At 60.6% G+C, this 15,316-nt stretch carries 17 protein-coding genes; 8 read left to right on the top strand and 9 right to left on the bottom strand.

Features of this window, described 5'->3' with window-relative positions:
• Window positions 1-9 precede the first annotated feature (9 nt).
• From PSH87_RS05180 to PSH87_RS05165, 4 genes are read left to right on the top strand one after another with little or no spacing between them, the layout of a single operon-like run.
• Window positions 10-1,137, top strand: a complete 1,128-nt coding sequence (locus tag PSH87_RS05180; RefSeq protein WP_305432801.1) for a DUF1120 domain-containing protein — start codon at window positions 10-12, stop codon at window positions 1,135-1,137.
• Between the two features lie 10 nt (window positions 1,138-1,147).
• The gene (locus PSH87_RS05175) at window positions 1,148-1,780 is read left to right on the top strand and encodes a DUF1120 domain-containing protein (RefSeq protein WP_305432800.1); all 633 of its coding nucleotides are present in this window, start codon (window positions 1,148-1,150) and stop codon (window positions 1,778-1,780) included.
• 10 nt (window positions 1,781-1,790) lie between these two features.
• Window positions 1,791-2,426, top strand: a complete 636-nt coding sequence (locus PSH87_RS05170) for a DUF1120 domain-containing protein (RefSeq protein WP_305432799.1) — start codon at window positions 1,791-1,793, stop codon at window positions 2,424-2,426.
• 40 nt (window positions 2,427-2,466) lie between these two features.
• Entirely contained in the window at window positions 2,467-3,093 is a 627-nt protein-coding gene (locus PSH87_RS05165; RefSeq protein WP_305432798.1) for a DUF1120 domain-containing protein, read from the top strand.
• Between the two features lie 19 nt (window positions 3,094-3,112).
• Here the strand turns inward: PSH87_RS05165 and PSH87_RS05160 are convergent, their stop codons facing one another.
• On the bottom strand, window positions 3,113-4,366 hold the full coding sequence (locus PSH87_RS05160) for a CynX/NimT family MFS transporter (RefSeq protein WP_305432797.1): 1,254 nt from the start codon (window positions 4,364-4,366) through the stop codon (window positions 3,113-3,115).
• A gap of 176 nt (window positions 4,367-4,542) precedes the next feature.
• Here PSH87_RS05160 and PSH87_RS05155 point away from each other — a divergent pair, with 176 nt between their 5' ends.
• Both PSH87_RS05155 and PSH87_RS05150 read left to right on the top strand, forming a co-directional pair.
• A complete protein-coding gene (locus PSH87_RS05155; protein WP_305432796.1) occupies window positions 4,543-4,854 on the top strand; it encodes a type II toxin-antitoxin system MqsR family toxin in 312 nt (103 codons plus the stop codon).
• The gene (locus tag PSH87_RS05150) at window positions 4,851-5,342 is read left to right on the top strand and encodes a type II toxin-antitoxin system MqsA family antitoxin (protein WP_305432795.1); all 492 of its coding nucleotides are present in this window, start codon (window positions 4,851-4,853) and stop codon (window positions 5,340-5,342) included. Before PSH87_RS05155 ends, PSH87_RS05150 begins: the two co-directional genes overlap by 4 nt.
• A gap of 54 nt (window positions 5,343-5,396) precedes the next feature.
• On the opposite strand, the gene PSH87_RS05145 is transcribed toward PSH87_RS05150, so the two are convergent.
• From PSH87_RS05145 to PSH87_RS05130, 4 genes are all read right to left on the bottom strand, one after another.
• A complete protein-coding gene (locus tag PSH87_RS05145; protein WP_003171943.1) occupies window positions 5,397-6,161 on the bottom strand; it encodes an amino acid ABC transporter ATP-binding protein in 765 nt (254 codons plus the stop codon).
• A gap of 11 nt (window positions 6,162-6,172) precedes the next feature.
• Window positions 6,173-7,270 (bottom strand): amino acid ABC transporter permease, encoded by a 1,098-nt coding sequence (locus PSH87_RS05140; protein WP_207039986.1) that lies wholly within the window; start codon window positions 7,268-7,270, stop codon window positions 6,173-6,175.
• Between the two features lie 10 nt (window positions 7,271-7,280).
• The gene (locus PSH87_RS05135) at window positions 7,281-8,462 is read right to left on the bottom strand and encodes an amino acid ABC transporter permease (protein WP_305432794.1); all 1,182 of its coding nucleotides are present in this window, start codon (window positions 8,460-8,462) and stop codon (window positions 7,281-7,283) included.
• A gap of 72 nt (window positions 8,463-8,534) precedes the next feature.
• On the bottom strand, window positions 8,535-9,566 hold the full coding sequence (locus PSH87_RS05130; protein WP_017736735.1) for an amino acid ABC transporter substrate-binding protein: 1,032 nt from the start codon (window positions 9,564-9,566) through the stop codon (window positions 8,535-8,537).
• A 345-nt stretch (window positions 9,567-9,911) separates the two neighbouring features.
• On the opposite strand from PSH87_RS05130, the gene PSH87_RS05125 reads away from it, so the two are divergent.
• Window positions 9,912-10,568, top strand: coding sequence for an alpha/beta hydrolase (locus PSH87_RS05125; protein ID WP_017736736.1), 657 nt, complete (start codon window positions 9,912-9,914; stop codon window positions 10,566-10,568).
• A 102-nt stretch (window positions 10,569-10,670) separates the two neighbouring features.
• On the top strand, window positions 10,671-12,119 hold the full coding sequence (gene rhlB, locus PSH87_RS05120; protein ID WP_305432793.1) for an ATP-dependent RNA helicase RhlB: 1,449 nt from the start codon (window positions 10,671-10,673) through the stop codon (window positions 12,117-12,119).
• 160 nt (window positions 12,120-12,279) lie between these two features.
• Here rhlB and moaE read toward each other — a convergent pair whose 3' ends face one another.
• The 4 genes from moaE to PSH87_RS05100 all read right to left on the bottom strand — a co-directional run bounded on the left by moaE (window position 12,280) and on the right by PSH87_RS05100 (window position 15,029).
• Entirely contained in the window at window positions 12,280-12,729 is a 450-nt protein-coding gene (gene moaE, locus PSH87_RS05115; protein ID WP_017736738.1) for a molybdopterin synthase catalytic subunit MoaE, read from the bottom strand.
• A 2-nt stretch (window positions 12,730-12,731) separates the two neighbouring features.
• On the bottom strand, window positions 12,732-12,974 hold the full coding sequence (moaD, locus tag PSH87_RS05110; RefSeq protein ID WP_017736739.1) for a molybdopterin converting factor subunit 1: 243 nt from the start codon (window positions 12,972-12,974) through the stop codon (window positions 12,732-12,734).
• Window positions 12,971-13,444, bottom strand: coding sequence for a cyclic pyranopterin monophosphate synthase MoaC (gene moaC, locus PSH87_RS05105; protein WP_017736740.1), 474 nt, complete (start codon window positions 13,442-13,444; stop codon window positions 12,971-12,973). The genes moaD and moaC overlap by 4 nt, the downstream gene beginning before the upstream one ends.
• Before the next feature lie 190 nt (window positions 13,445-13,634).
• A complete protein-coding gene (locus tag PSH87_RS05100) occupies window positions 13,635-15,029 on the bottom strand; it encodes a PhoH family protein (RefSeq protein ID WP_017734523.1) in 1,395 nt (464 codons plus the stop codon).
• Window positions 15,030-15,316 lie beyond the last annotated feature (287 nt).

Genomic DNA, 15,316 nt, shown 5'->3' with positions numbered 1-15,316 from the left:
ACGATCACCATGGGCCTCAAACCCGTCTTGCTTTCCCTGAGTCTGCTGCTGGGTGCCAACGCCTGGGGCGCCGATGAATGCCAACTGAACCTGAGCGAACCCACGCTGGATTTCGGCCTGATGAACCGCGCCGTCGCGTTGGCGCCTGCCGCCGAGCGGTTGCTGGGGGAGCGGCGTGTGCGCCTGAACCTCAACTGCCCGAACGCCACGGACATGAGCCTGTTCTATCGCGGCCTGGCGGCGGGTGCCGAGCGCTTCCGGTTTACTGAACGCGGCAGCTACAGCCTGCGGGTCAGCGATGCGGTACTCGACGGCCAGTCGGTAGAAGTGGGCTTGCTCGCCGCCAGCGGCCAACCGCCCGTCAGCATGGGCACGACGCTGCACTGGCGACCGGAACACGGCATCGTGCCGTTGCGCGGTGGCGTCCCGGTGAGTGGGCGCAATTTGTCGCTGCTGATCGAGGCCAGCGCCTGGGCGGACGAAACGGCCTCACGCGTCAGCGATGCGGTGACCTGGGACACCAGCGGCGTGTTCGACGCGATCCACGCCGGGCGCTCGCGGGCGTTGCGCCTGCAAGCGCGCTTCGCCCCGGCGGCCTGCACACCCAGCCTGTCCAACGGCGGCACGGTGGAGTTCCACAAGTTGTCGGTGATGGACTTGAACATCGACCAGGAAACACCGCTGCGCGCACAACCCGTCGTGGTCAGCGTGACCTGTGACGCGCCGACCCGGTTCAGCCTGCGGTTACAGGACAACCGCCAGGGTTCGGCCACCGGCCCCGCCGACGAAACCACCTACGGCCTGGGGCTCGACGCCAAACAGCAGAAAATCGGGCGCTACCGGCTGCTGTTCGACCCCGCACGTACCACCGCCGACAGTTTGCCCCAGCTGTATCGCACCGAATCCCCCACCGGTGCCCTGCCCTGGAGCAGCGCCAGTGCCGGCCCGATGGCGATTGGCACCAGCCGCCACCTGGGGTTCAGCGCCAGCGCCGGGAGTACCAGCGGACCCGAAGCGATTCAGACGCTCAATGCCACGGCCAGCCTGGAAGCCGTACTCGCCCCCCTGGGCACATTGGACCTGGGCAGCGAAGTGCGACTCGACGGCGCCGCCACCCTCGAACTCAACTATCTCTAGGAACATAGCCATGATGCCTTTTTGGATTTCTCTGACGGCCTTTTCACTGCTACTTGGCGGCTCATATGCCAATGCCGCTTCCAGCGTGAACCTGAATGTCACCGGGACAATCACCCCCAGTGCCTGCAACCCGCACCTGTCCAATGGCGGTGTATATGACCTGGGCAAGATCCAGGCCAAGGATCTCAACATTGACCAGCCAACCGAGCTTCGCGCCCAAAGCCTGCGCCTGGAGCTTGCCTGCGAGGCCTTGACCCTGGTGGCCCTGAAGCCCAGGGACAACCGGCCCAATACCCATTTCGATAGTGGCAACAACATCAAATTCGGCCTGGGCCTGATCAATGGCAACGAAAAGGTCGGCAGCATGCTCTTGCGCCTCCCATCGATCATGGCCGATGGCACCGAGATGTTTGCCATCGGTTCTGTAGGGCAGACCTCCTGGTCTCCGACGGACATTCTCTCGCCCACTTTCCTAACGTCATTCACCCCCGACAGGGGCATCCCCAACATGGCCCCGGCCCCGATCCAACGGCTAAGCGCAGACGTGCTCATCACCCCCAGGATCGCGCCGGCGAACACGCTGACCCTGACCGAAGAAGTCCCCATCGACGGCTCGGCCACCCTCGAAATCAACTACCTCTAGGTGACACCCCATGAAAAACGTCCTGATTGCCTTGGCGCTGCTGTCTGGCAGCGCCCACGCCGCTTCCACCGCCGAACTGACCGTCAAAGGCCTGATCACACCGATGGCCTGCACGCCACAGTTATCCAGCGGCGGACTGGTGGACTTCGGCAAGATCTCGCGCAACGACCTCAACCTCACCAATGGCACGCGACTGCCGCACAAGTACCTGACGCTCACCGTCAACTGCAACGCCGCCGGCCGCTTTGCCCTGCGCATGCGCGACAACCGCGACGGCACCGCACACGTCAACAGCGAGATTTTCTACGGCTTGGGGCTGGATACCGCCGGCAACAAGATCGGCGTGTATTCGGTGAGCTTCGACCCCAAGCAGACCGTGGTCGATGACCTCGCTGTGGCGTACGGCACCGAATCCACAACGGGCGGCCTGGCCTGGCGCACCTCCAACCTCAACCCCATCGATGTCGGCTCACGCAGCCTGCTGGGGTTTACCGATGTGGCGGGCAGCATGGCCGGGCCCTCCGCAATCCAGACCCTTACCAGCACCTTGAAGCTGGAAGCCACGATCAACGCCCGGCAGAACCTGGACCTGAGTGTGGAAACACCGATGGACGGTTCGGCGACGCTGGAAGTTGTGTACCTGTAATCCCTGAAACGTTTCATTTTCCCTAGTTAGGAGCAACACCATGCGTAACACCCGTAACTTGCTGGCCTTGGCATTGATGGTGGCCGGCGCCGGCCATGCTGTGGCCGCGTCCAGCGTTGACCTGAGCGTCAAGGGCTCAATCACGCCGAGTGCCTGCACCCCTGAAATGTCCAACGGCGGCGTGTACGACATGGGCAAGCTGTCCGCCAAGGATCTCAAGGTAACATCGCCTACGCGGCTGCCAACCCACACCATGCCATTCAAGGTGACCTGCGAGTCGGATACCCTTATGGCGCTGTACAGCCAGGACAATCGCGCCGGATCGGCTTACAACTATGAGGCCGTAGGAGGCTTCGGCCTGGGGTTGATCAACGGTAACCAGAAACTCGGCTTGTTCTATGCCTACTTCGAATCGCCGACGGTCAACGGGGCGCCTGCCATGATCATCGAATCCTTCGACGGCGGCCCCACCTGGCGAGAGGGCGACTCTCTGCGACCCACCAGCCTTATGTCCTTCGCCAACACCTCGGTCCTGGCCCCCATACCGGGCCGATTGTTTGCCGCCGACATGATCATCGCCCCGTTCATCGCCCCGACCAACTCCCTGACCTTGACCGAGGAAGTGCCCATCGACGGCTCTGTCACGGTAACAGTGAAGTACCTATGAGTTTCTGTCCCCTACAACGTCAGACCTTCTCGCTGCTGACACTCACGTAGAGGGCACGTCCCGCCCCACACCCGGCGATGATCGCGCCCAGGCCGATCACGCCGAACACCCAGCCGGTGGCGCCCCAGCCACCGGTCCAGTCATGCAGCACGCCCACCGCCAGCGGGCCCATGGACGCCAACGTGTAGCCGATGCCCTGGGCCATGCCCGACAGGTTGGCGGCCACGTGGGAGTCACGCGAGCGTAATACGATCAAGGTCAGCGCCAAGCTGAACGTACCGCCCTGCCCCAGCCCCAGCAGGATCGCCCAGCCCCACAACCCGTCGAGCGGCGCCAACAGGCAACCGAACAGGCCGCCGAGGGTCAACAACATCACCACCACGATGGCCAGGCGCTGGTCCTTGCCACGGGTGGCCAGCCACGGCGCCGTGAGCGCGCTGAGCAACTGCACGATGATCGAGCCGGACAGCGCCAGCCCGGCTTCGGTGGCACTCAGGCCTCGGTCGATCAGGATCGAGGGCAGCCAGCCAAACACGATATAGGCCAGGGATGATTGCAGGCCCATGTACAGGGTCACTTGCCAGGCCAGCGGATCGCGTAGCAAGCCTTTCACCCGATAGGCGACTTGATGGGCACCGTGCTTTTGCCCAATCTGCGGCAACCAGAACAGCGCTGCCACCAGCGCGGGCACAATCCAGAAACCCAGGCCGATGTTCCAGCTGTCACCGAAGTAGTGACTCAGCGGCACCGTGGCCCCCGCCGCCAACGCCGCGCCCAGGCACAGCGCCATGGTGTAGACGCCGGTCATGGTGCCGGCCTGCCTGGCGAAATCGCGCTTGACGATACCCGGCAGCAACACGCCAATGATGCCGATGCTGGCACCGGCGATCAGGCTGCCGGCGAACAGCCCGGCTTCGCCAAACGAACTGCGCAGGATGATGCCGCCAGCCAGTGTCAGCAGAATCCCCAGCACCACCCGCTCGGCGCCAAAACGCCGCGCCAGGATCGGCGCCAGCGGCGCGAACAGCCCCAGGCACAGCACCGGCAAGGTGGTCAGCAGACCGGCCTTGGCCGCCGACAGTCCCAGGCTGGCCGACACGTCACTGAGCAACGGCGACAAGCTCGACAGCGCCGGGCGCAAATTCAACGCCACCAGGATCAAACCCAGCAGCAACAACCACGGGCGGCTCACCACCGGCGGGCGGTGTTGCACCACCTCATCGTCGGCTTCGGCATCGATCAACAGTTCTTCAAGCTTGGTTTCAGAGGTCATGGAACAAACGCCGGCAGAGGGATGGGCGCTTGCCCTAATCACTGGTTGAAAAGTCCCACAGCCTATTCGGACGTGCCTACAAGAGCAACGCACTAGGTTTTTTAGGCAACAAAAGGAACTGAATTTTCGATTGGTAAAATTACCCTCTGAGGGTAATTATTGGACTCAGGTGTCTTATGGAAAAGTACACACCTCATTACGATTTGGCGGTGATAAAGGCGGATGTGAGACGGCTTGGCGCCAAGGCATTCACACGTGCGGCAAAGAGAACCGCAGAAGCGCTCGACCTCGATATCAGCGAGATGCAATCGATCATTTACGCGCTGAAAAACAGGATGTTGTACAAGTCGATGACCACCTATGCCGATCATCGTATCTGGCAGGACGTCTACCACATCCATTCACATGGTCTGGAGATTTACATCAAGGTGACGTATTGCTCCGGCAGTAACCCACCGGTGATCTCCTTCAAAGGGATGAACCTATGAATACCCAACATTGCTTCATCTGCGGTGCCCCCGACGCGATGGTGCGTTTTGAAGGCCGCAGTGAAACCCTGCGCATCAAAGGCATGGAGCAGTGCATTGAAGGTCTTTCGGGCTGGGAGTGCCAGGTGTGCGAGGACGGCATGTACGACCCCGATAGCTGCGAACGCCACGCCAAGGCCAGTGATGAGCTGCTCCACCACGCCGCACGGCGGAAGATGGGCGCCGAACTCAAGCGTATCCGCCGCAAGCTGCACCTCACGCAAAAAGAAACCGTGGAGTTGCTGTCCGGTGGCGGGCACAACGCCTTCTCACGCTACGAACGCGGCGAAATAACACCGCCCAAACCGTTGATGGTGTTGATGCGCCTGCTGGATCGTCACCCCGACTTGCTCGCCGAGGCCAAAGAACTGGCCGATGGCGCAGACCTGCGCAACGCCTTCACTTACACCCTCAACAACGAAACGCAAGAAGCCCTCAAAGCGTCCTGATCCTCCAAACAATAAACCCGGCACCAGGCCGGGTTTTATTTATTCACACATCGATCAATGCAGGATCTGGCTCAAGAACAACTTGGTCCGGTCATTCTGCGGGTTGTCGAAGAAGTCATTCGGCGCTGCCTGTTCGACGATCTCGCCCTTGTCCATGAAGATCACGCGGTTGGCCACGGTACGCGCAAAGCCCATTTCGTGGGTCACGCACAACATGGTCATACCGTCTTCGGCCAGGCCGATCATGGTGTCCAAAACCTCTTTCACCATCTCCGGGTCGAGTGCCGAGGTCGGTTCGTCGAACAGCATGATTTTCGGCTTCATGCACAACGCACGGGCAATCGCCACACGCTGTTGCTGGCCGCCGGACAGTTGCCCCGGAAACTTGTGCGCCTGCTCCGGGATACGCACGCGCTCCAGGTAGTGCATGGCGATTTCCTCGGCCTTGCGCTTGGGCATCTTGCGTACCCACATCGGCGCCAGCGTGCAGTTCTGCAGGATGGTCAGGTGCGGGAACAGGTTGAAGTGCTGGAACACCATGCCGACTTCACGGCGGATCGCTTCGATCTGCTTGAGGTCGTTGGTCAGTTCCACGCCGTCCACTACGATGCGGCCCTGCTGGTGTTCTTCCAGGCGGTTGAGGCAACGGATGGTGGTGGACTTGCCCGAACCCGACGGGCCGCACAGCACGATACGCTCGCCCTGCTTGACGTTGAGGTTGATGTCTTTCAACACGTGGAACTGGCCGTACCACTTGTTGACGCCCTGCATCTGGATAATGCCTTCAGGGCTCACAGGCTGTTTGATCGCTTCGCTCATAACAACAACTCCTAACGCTTGTGGCCTGTGTCGAGCTTATGTTCCAAATGAATGGAATAGCGCGACATACCAAAACAGAAAATCCAGAACACCAGGGCGGCGAACACGTAGCCTTCAGTGGCCATGCCCAGCCATTTCGGGTCGGCGGCGGCTTGCTTGACGCTGTTGAGCAGGTCGAACAGGCCGATGATGATCACAAGGCTGGTGTCCTTGAACAACGCGATAAACGTGTTGACGATGCCCGGGATCACCATCTTCAGGGCTTGCGGCAGGATCACCAGGCCCATCGAACGCCAGTAGCCCAAGCCCATCGCGGCAGCGGCTTCGTACTGCCCCTTGGGAATCGCCTGCAAGCCACCGCGCACCACTTCGGCCACGTAGGCCGACTGGAACAGGATCACGCCGATCAACGCCCGCAGTAATTTGTCGATGCCCATGCCTTCGGGCAGGAACAACGGCAGCATCACCGAGGACATGAACAGCACGGTAATCAACGGCACGCCGCGCCAGAATTCGATGAAGGTCACGCAGACCACACGAATCGCCGGCATGTTCGAACGCCGCCCCAGTGCCAGCACAATGCCCAACGGCAAGGCGCCAGCGATGCCGACAGTGGCGATCACCAGGGTCAGCATCAGGCCGCCCCATTGGCTGGTGGCCACGTTGCTCAGGCCGAAGATGCCACCGTGCAACAGGAAGAACGCGATGATCGGGTACAACACCAGGAAGCCCAGGCCGTAGATCGCCTTGCGCGGGAAGCGCGAGATGAACAGCGGCGCCACGCCGACAATGGCCAGCCACACGGTCAGGTCCACGCGCCAGCGCAGGTCGCCGGGGTAGTAGCCGTACATGAACTGCCCGAAGCGCTGTTGGATAAACACCCAGCAGGCGCCCTCCTTGGTGCAATCGGCGCGCGTGGTGCCGACCCAGTTGGCGTCCAGAATGGCCCAATGCAGGATCGGCGGCACCACCAGGTAGACCAGGTAGAACGCCAGCAATGTCAGCAAGGTGTTGAGCCAACTGGAAAACAGGTTGGCGCGCATCCATGCCACCGGGCCGAAGACTTTGCTCGGCGGCGGCATATCAGGTTTGAAAGTATGCGTACTCATGCAGGTTTCCTCACCGCTCGATCAGCGCAATGCGCTTGTTGTACCAGTTCATCAGCAGCGAAATGCTGATGCTGATCGCCAGGTACACGCTCATGGTGATGGCAATGACTTCGATGGCCTGGCCGGTCTGGTTGAGCACCGTGCCGGCAAACAGCGAAACCATTTCCGGGTAACCGATACCGGCGGCCAGCGACGAGTTCTTCGCCAGGTTCAGGTATTGGCTGGTCAGCGGCGGAATAATCACCCGCAGGGCCTGGGGGATGATGACCTTGCGCAACGTCGGCCCGGGGCGCAGGCCCAGGGAGCGCGCGGCTTCGGTCTGGCCGTGGCTGACGGACTTGATGCCCGACCGCACGATCTCGGCGATAAACGCAGCCGTGTAGACAGTCAGTGCCAGGGTCAACGCCAGCAGTTCGGGGATCAATACCCAGCCGCCGACAAAGTTGAAGCCCTGCAACTTGGGGCTTTCCCAATGCAGCGGCGCGCCGAAGATCAGGGCGCACAACGCCGGGATCACGATGAGCAACGCTAGCCCGGCCCAGAATTTGTGGAACGGTACACCGGTCGCTTCAAAGCGTTTGTTGGCCCAACGCGCCATCAGCACCACGGCGATGATCGCCACGACGATGCTGGCCACGAACGGCCAGAACCCATCCGCCGCCAGCGCTGCAGGCATGTTCAGGCCACGGCTGCTGACAAAGAAGGTATCGCCGAAGTTATGGCTGTTACGCGGCCCCGGCATGGTGAGGAACACCGCGAAATACCAGAACAGGATTTGCAGCAGCGGCGGAATGTTGCGGAACACTTCCACATACACCGTCGCCAGCTTGTTTATCATCCAGTTCGGCGACAGCCGTGCCACGCCGATGATGAAACCCAGCAGGGTCGCCAGGATCACGCCGATCACGGTGACGAGCAAGGTGTTGAGCAGACCGATCACAAAGACGCGGGCATAACTGTCCGATTCGGTGTAGTCGATCAAATGCTGCGCGATGCCGAAGCCGGCACTGCGTTCAAGAAAGTCGAAACCCGAGGTAATGCCCCGGTGCTGAAGGTTGGTCTGGGTATTGTTGAAGAGGTACCAGCCCAGCGAGACCACCGCCACAATCGTGATGATCTGGAAGAGCCACGCACGCACTTTGGGATCGCTGAAGCTGAGCTTCTGCTTTGGTGCGCCGATTTGATTTTGCATGAAGTGCCCCGGAAATAATGGAACAGAACATCACCCGGCGGTTGGCCCACCGGGTGATAGAACCATCAGCGATCAGCGCACAGGTGGTGCGTATTGAATGCCGCCGGCGTTCCACAGCGCGTTCAGGCCACGGTCGATTTCCAACGGGGTGCTCTTGCCGAGGTTGCGCTCGAACACTTCGCCGTAGTTACCGACTTGCTTGACGATCTGTACCACCCAGTCTTTCTTCACTTTCAGGTCTTTGCCGTATTCGCCGTCGGCACCGAGCAGACGTGCAACGTCCGGGTTCTTGGTGGACTTGGCTTCAGCTTCTACGTTTTTCGAAGTGATACCGGCTTCTTCCGCGTTGAGCATGGCGTAGCCAACCCAGCGCACGATGGCCAGCCACTCGTCGTCGCCGTTACGCACGACCGGGCCCAGCGGCTCCTTGGAGATGGTTTCCGGCAGAACCACGTAGTCCTTCGGCGACGCCAGCTTGCTGCGCTGGGCGAAGAGTTGGGACTTGTCGGAGGTCAGCACGTCGCAACGCCCGGATTCCAGCGACTTGGCGCTTTCATCGGAGGTGTCGAAGGTGATCGGGGTGTATTTCAGGTTGTTGCCACGGAAGTAGTCGGAAACGTTCAGCTCGGTGGTAGTACCGGCCTGGATGCAGATGGTTGCACCGTCCAGTTCCTTGGCACTTTTCACGCCCAGCTTGTTGTTGACCAGGAAACCGATACCGTCGTAGTAGGTAATGAAGCCTGGGAATTTCAGACCCATGCCGGCATCGCGGGAGCTGGTCATGGTGGTGTTGCGGGAGAGGATGTCGACTTCGCCGGACTGAAGCGCGGTGAAACGCTCCTTGGCGTTCAACTGGCTGAACTTGACCTTGGTCGCGTCGCCGAACACGGCAGCGGCAACAGCACGGCACACGTCAGCGTCGATCCCGAGGATCTTGCCGCTGGCATCCGGCACCGAGAAACCCGGCAGGCCGTCACTCACGCCACATTGCACAAAGCCTTTCTTCTGCACGGCATCCAGGGTGGCGCCGGCTTGGGCGAAACCGCTGACACCCAATACAGCCGCCGCAGTCACGATGGCCAGGGTGGATTTCAATACCTTCATTCAAACCTCCAGTTGCTCTTGTTGTGTCGGAGCTCGAACCCCACCGCACCCTTATGAGGCGACATCGACCCGTGTTGGCTTTTTTTAGGGTCAAACGGCTAGAGGCTGTCGCTGTAAGTCCAGTTGCTATCCCAGAGGCGGCTGTCACTGATAGTGTTACCGCCAGGAGAGAGACCTGACATCGGTTTCTCCATAGCAAGCGCCGTACCAGACTGAGCGCTGAGTCGTTTCAGCCCACGGTCAATAGAAAAAGATTCAACCTTGCGACATTCTCTTAACAGATCACCCTGTCGCGCACCGTTCCGACGCACCCAATCGGAGCGCGCGCACATATATGGAGCAGACATGACCGACCCCTTGATTCTTCAGCCCGCCAAGCCCGCAGACGCCTGCGTAATCTGGTTGCATGGCCTGGGTGCCGATCGCTACGACTTCCTGCCGGTGGCCGAAGCGCTACAAGAAAGCCTGCTGAGTACCCGTTTCGTTTTGCCCCAGGCGCCGACCCGTCCGGTGACGATCAATGGTGGCTACGAGATGCCCAGTTGGTACGACATCAAGGCCATGAGCCCGGCCCGTTCCATCAGCCTGGAAGAGTTGGAAGAATCGGCCAAAATGGTTACCGACTTGATCAAGGAACAAAAAAGCAGCGGGATAGACGCTTCGCGGATTTTTCTCGCCGGTTTTTCCCAGGGTGGCGCGGTGGTTTTCCACACGGCATTTACTAAATGGCAGGGAGCCTTGGGTGGGGTGATTGCACTCTCCACCTATGCACCGACCTTCAGCGATGAGCTGGAGTTATCCGCCAGCCAGCAGCGAATTCCGACCCTGTGCCTGCACGGCCAGTACGATGACGTGGTGCAAAACGCCATGGGCCGCAGCGCCTATGAGCACTTGAAGAGCCGTGGTGTCACCGTGACATGGCAGGAATACCCAATGGGCCACGAAGTGTTACCCGAGGAAATCCGCGACATCGGCACCTGGTTAAGCACTCGCCTGGGCTGAAACCCCGGGTTTATGTAGCCGTATGACAGACGCACTACGCCGCGCCCGTTTCTTGCATTACACTGGCCGGCGTACATTCCTTAACCAATTAATGAGATCACCGTGCTCGAAGCACTCAAGAAGATGTTCGGCAAAAGCGAGGCCGAGCCGCTCGCGCCTGTTCCCAGTGCTCCTGTCCCGCCTGCCGGCAGCCGCAATGACGGCCAACAGCCTGCTCGGACTGCGCCTGTCGCCCAGCCGACGACGCCTACGGTGACCGCGCCTGAACCGGCAAAAGACGCTGCACCGGCCCCGAAACCGCGCCGTGAACGCGCGCCAAAACCGCCGGTGATTCCATGGAAACTCGAAGACTTCGTCGTCGAGCCCCAGGAAGGCAAGACCCGCTTCCACGATTTCAAACTGGCCCCGGAACTGATGCACGCCATCCAGGACCTGGGTTTCCCGTACTGCACGCCGATCCAGGCGCAGGTGCTGGGTTTCACCCTGGCCGGCAAAGACGCCATCGGCCGCGCCCAGACCGGCACCGGCAAGACCGCCGCGTTCCTGATCTCGATCATCACCCAGCTGCTGCAAACGCCGCCGCCGAAAGAGCGCTACATGGGTGAGCCGCGCGCACTGATCATCGCCCCGACCCGCGAGCTGGTGGTGCAGATCGCCAAGGACGCCGCCGACCTGACCAAGTACACCGGCCTCAACGTCATGACCTTTGTTGGCGGCATGGATTTCGACAAGCAGCTCAAGCACCTCGAAGCCCGCCACTGCGACATCCTGGTCGCCACGCCGGGCCGCCTGCTGGACTTCAACCAGCGCGGCGACGTGCACCTGGACATGGTCGAAGTGATGGTGCTGGACGAAGCCGACCGCATGCTCGACATGGGTTTCATCCCGCAAGTACGCCAGATCATTCGCCAGACTCCACCGAAATCCGAGCGTCAGACCCTGCTGTTCTCCGCGACCTTCACTGAAGACGTGATGAACCTCGCCAAGCAGTGGACCACCGACCCGTCCATCGTCGAGATCGAAGCGGAAAACGTCGCCAGCGAAAACGTCGAGCAACACATCTACGCCGTGGCCGGTGCCGACAAGTACAAACTGCTCTACAACCTGGTCAACGACAACGGTTGGGAACGGGTGATGGTGTTCGCCAACCGCAAGGACGAAGTGCGCCGCATCGAAGAGCGCCTGGTGCGGGATGGTGTGAACGCAGCGCAGTTGTCGGGTGATGTGCCGCAGCACAAGCGCATCAAGACGTTGGAAGGCTTCCGCGAAGGCAAGATCCGCGTGTTGGTGGCCACTGACGTGGCGGGCCGTGGCATTCACATTGATGGCATCAGCCATGTGATCAACTTCACCCTGCCGGAAGTGCCGGATGACTACGTGCACCGTATTGGCCGTACTGGCCGTGCGGGCGCGGCGGGTGTGTCGATCAGTTTTGCCGGGGAAGATGATTCGTATCAGTTGCCGTCGATCGAGACGTTGCTGGGGCGCAAGATCAGTTGTGAGACGCCGCCGACGCACCTGTTGCGCGCCGTGGAACGCAAACGCCCTTAACGCTGAAATGCGCTAAAAATGTGGGAGCTGGCTTTTGTGGGAGCTGGCTTGCCTGCGATGGCATCACCTCGGTTCAACTGACAAACCGAGGCGCCTGCATCGCGGGCAAGCCCGGCTCCCACAAAAGCCAGCTCCCACATTGGGTTCTGTGTTTAGCCTGTTACTTCCAGCGGTCAGCGGCGGCATGGTCGCTGCTACGCCCTTCCACCCAACGCGGGCCTTCACTGGTGTGCTCTTTCTTCCAGAACGGCGCCCGCGTCTTCAAGTAGTCCATCACAAAGGCACAGGCGTCAAACGCCGCCTGGCGATGGGCACTGGCGGCTCCGACAAACACTATCGGCTCACCCGGTTCCAGCGCGCCGATGCGATGCAGCACTTCCAGCTTGAGCAATGGCCAGCGCTGCTCAGCTTCCACGGCGATCTTGGCCAGGGCTTTTTCGGTCATGCCCGGATAGTGCTCCAGGAACATCCCCGCCACGTCCAGGCCATCGTTGAAGTCGCGCACGTAGCCGACAAAACTTACTACCGCGCCCACGCCTACATTGGCCGCGTGCATCGCGTTGACTTCAGCACCGGGATCAAACGCCTGGACCTGAACACGAATGGCCATGATCAGCCCCCAGTCACGGGTGGAAAGAACGCCACTTCGTCACCCGCCTGCACCGGTTCATCGAGGCTGCACAACTCTTCGTTGCGCGCGCACATCAGGCTGGTCTCGTTGAGCACCGCAAACTCCGGGTCACTGGCCAGCGCGAGGCGTACCGCATCGACGGTGGCGAAATCACCTTCCATCTCCAGCGAGTCAAAGCCCACCGCTTCCGCGTAACGCGCAAAAAACAATACGTTGATGCTCATGCCTGGTCCGCCTTGAAGTGTCCGCTCTTGCCGCCCAGCTTTTCCAGCAGGCGGATGCTTTCGATGGTCATGCCGCGGTCCACGGCCTTGCACATGTCGTAGATGGTCAATGCCGCGACGCTGGCGGCGGTGAGCGCTTCCATCTCCACGCCGGTCTGGCCGGAGAGTTTGCAGCGCGCCAGGATGTGCACCGAGTCTGCGCCATCGGCGCTCAGTTCGACCTTGACGCCCGTCAACATCAGCGGGTGGCACAGCGGGATCAGATCACTGGTTTTTTTCGCCGCCTGGATCCCGGCGATGCGGGCCACGGCAAACACGTCGCCCTTGGGGTGGGCGCCGTCGACAATCATTTGCAGGGTCTCGGGCAACATGCGCACCCGGGCTTCGGCCACCGCTTCACGGAACGTCACGGACTTGTCGGTGACGTCGACCATATGGGCGCGACCTTGGGAATCGAGATGAGTCAGCACAGGGATACTCCTGATCAGGAGCAGCGATTGTAAACCCGGCGGTCAGATTTGCGCATGCCTTTGTGGGAGCTGGCTTGTGTGGGAGCTGGCTTGCCTGCGATGCAGGCACCGCGGTGTATCAGCTACACCGCGGTGATGCTATCGCAGGCAAGCCAGCTCCCACAAAAAGCCAGCTCCCTATCGACCATGGTTAGAGGTGGGACTCGGCGTATTCAGCCAGAATCGAACGAGGCACACCCTGCAGCGCAATATGCACGCCGTTCGGGAAGTCCTTGAAGCGTTCCGTCAGGTAAGTCAGCCCGGAGCTGGTCGCGGACAGGTAAGGGGTGTCGATCTGTGCCAGGTTGCCCAGGCACACCACTTTGGAACCGGCGCCGGCACGGGTGATGATGGTTTTCATCTGGTGCGGCGTGAGGTTCTGGCATTCATCGATCAAGATCAGGCTTTGCTGGAAGCTGCGACCCCGGATGTAGTTGAGGGATTTGAACTGCAACGGCACTTTGCTGAGGATGTAGTCGACGCTGCCATGGGTGTTTTCGTCATCCATGTGCAAGGCTTCGAGGTTGTCGGTGATCGCCCCCAGCCACGGCTCCATTTTTTCCGCCTCGGTGCCGGGCAGGAAGCCGATTTCCTGGTCCAGGCCCTGCACGCTGCGGGTGGCGATGATGCGGCGATAGCGTTTGGTGACCATGGTCTGCTCGATCGCGGCAGCCAGGGCGAGGATGGTTTTGCCGGAACCGGCGGCGCCCGTCAGGTTGACCAGGTGGATGTCCGGGTCGAGCAGCGCGTACAGCGCCAGGCTCTGGTAGATGTCTCGCGGTTTCAGGCCCCAGGCTTCCTGATGCAACAGGGGTTCCTGATGCAGGTCGAGGATCAGCAGCTTGTCGACCTGGATCTCTTTGATCCAGCCCACGAAGCCCTGTTCATCGACGATGAATTCATTGATATGCACAGCCGGCAGGTTTTCGATCAGCTGCACCTGGTGCCAGGTGCGGCCATGGTCCTGGCGGGTTTCAACCTTGCTGACACGGTCCCAGAACGAGCCGGTAATCATGTGATAGCCACGGGACAGCATCGACACGTCATCGACCAGTTGGTCGGTGCTGTAGTCCTCGGCCGCGATCCCACACGCACGGGCCTTGAGGCGCATATTGATGTCTTTGGTCACCAGCACCACGCGCAGGTCCTTGTCACGCGCGTGCAGGTCGATCAACTGGTTGATGATCTTGTTGTCGTTGAGGTTTTCCGGCAGCACGCTGTTGGGCTCGCTGCGCTTGCTCATCAGGATCGACAGCAAGCCCTTGGGCCCGCTTTTGCCGCGCTGGATCGGTACGCCCACCTCGACGTCTTCCGGCGACGCTTCGCCCAGCGTCTTGTCGATCAGGCGGATCGCCTGGCGGCATTCGGCGGCCACGCTGTGGTGCCCGCTTTTGAGTTTGTCGAGTTCCTCAAGCACGATCATCGGGATGGCGACGTGGTGTTCTTCGAAGTTGAGCAGTGCGTTTGGATCGTGGATCAATACGTTGGTATCAAGCACATAAAGGATTGGCTGGTCGGAAGAAGGGGTGCGTCCATGATCATCCATACTCGGTCACCTTTTGTGGGAGCCAGTCGACGCAATACCTGGGCGGTGCTGCGCCTCGATTCGACCACCGAATGCACCTGAGGGACGTCAAGTGCATGCCCACATGAGGAGTCTGGAAAGACGCCACCTGTGTTGCAGGTTTCGGCGATCTGACTTCGTAATACCGCAAAACGTGTGACAGGAAAAAGCACTTTGACGCTTTTTTGAAGTTTATTTTTCAGGATGACGAATAGCACTAGCCGAGTGCCATGCACCCCGTTAAAGTCGGAAGTCCGCCTGCATCGATT

This window comes from Pseudomonas sp. FP453, from assembly GCF_030687495.1.
Taxonomy (GTDB): Bacteria; Pseudomonadota; Gammaproteobacteria; order Pseudomonadales; family Pseudomonadaceae; genus Aquipseudomonas.
This window is presented reverse-complemented; position numbering and strand designations above follow the sequence as displayed.

Coding starts and splice junctions, on each gene's coding strand:
- PSH87_RS05180 (WP_305432801.1), top strand. CDS start 10: ATGGGCCTCAAACCCGTCTTGCTTTCCCTGAGTCTGCTGCTGGGTGCC.
- PSH87_RS05175 (WP_305432800.1), top strand. CDS start 1,148: ATGATGCCTTTTTGGATTTCTCTGACGGCCTTTTCACTGCTACTTGGC.
- PSH87_RS05170 (WP_305432799.1), top strand. CDS start 1,791: ATGAAAAACGTCCTGATTGCCTTGGCGCTGCTGTCTGGCAGCGCCCAC.
- PSH87_RS05165 (WP_305432798.1), top strand. CDS start 2,467: ATGCGTAACACCCGTAACTTGCTGGCCTTGGCATTGATGGTGGCCGGC.
- PSH87_RS05160 (WP_305432797.1), bottom strand. CDS start 4,366: ATGACCTCTGAAACCAAGCTTGAAGAACTGTTGATCGATGCCGAAGCC.
- PSH87_RS05155 (WP_305432796.1), top strand. CDS start 4,543: ATGGAAAAGTACACACCTCATTACGATTTGGCGGTGATAAAGGCGGAT.
- PSH87_RS05150 (WP_305432795.1), top strand. CDS start 4,851: ATGAATACCCAACATTGCTTCATCTGCGGTGCCCCCGACGCGATGGTG.
- PSH87_RS05145 (WP_003171943.1), bottom strand. CDS start 6,161: ATGAGCGAAGCGATCAAACAGCCTGTGAGCCCTGAAGGCATTATCCAG.
- PSH87_RS05140 (WP_207039986.1), bottom strand. CDS start 7,270: ATGAGTACGCATACTTTCAAACCTGATATGCCGCCGCCGAGCAAAGTC.
- PSH87_RS05135 (WP_305432794.1), bottom strand. CDS start 8,462: ATGCAAAATCAAATCGGCGCACCAAAGCAGAAGCTCAGCTTCAGCGAT.
- PSH87_RS05130 (WP_017736735.1), bottom strand. CDS start 9,566: ATGAAGGTATTGAAATCCACCCTGGCCATCGTGACTGCGGCGGCTGTA.
- PSH87_RS05125 (WP_017736736.1), top strand. CDS start 9,912: ATGACCGACCCCTTGATTCTTCAGCCCGCCAAGCCCGCAGACGCCTGC.
- moaE (WP_017736738.1), bottom strand. CDS start 12,729: ATGGCCATTCGTGTTCAGGTCCAGGCGTTTGATCCCGGTGCTGAAGTC.
- moaD (WP_017736739.1), bottom strand. CDS start 12,974: ATGAGCATCAACGTATTGTTTTTTGCGCGTTACGCGGAAGCGGTGGGC.
- PSH87_RS05100 (WP_017734523.1), bottom strand. CDS start 15,029: ATGGATGATCATGGACGCACCCCTTCTTCCGACCAGCCAATCCTTTAT.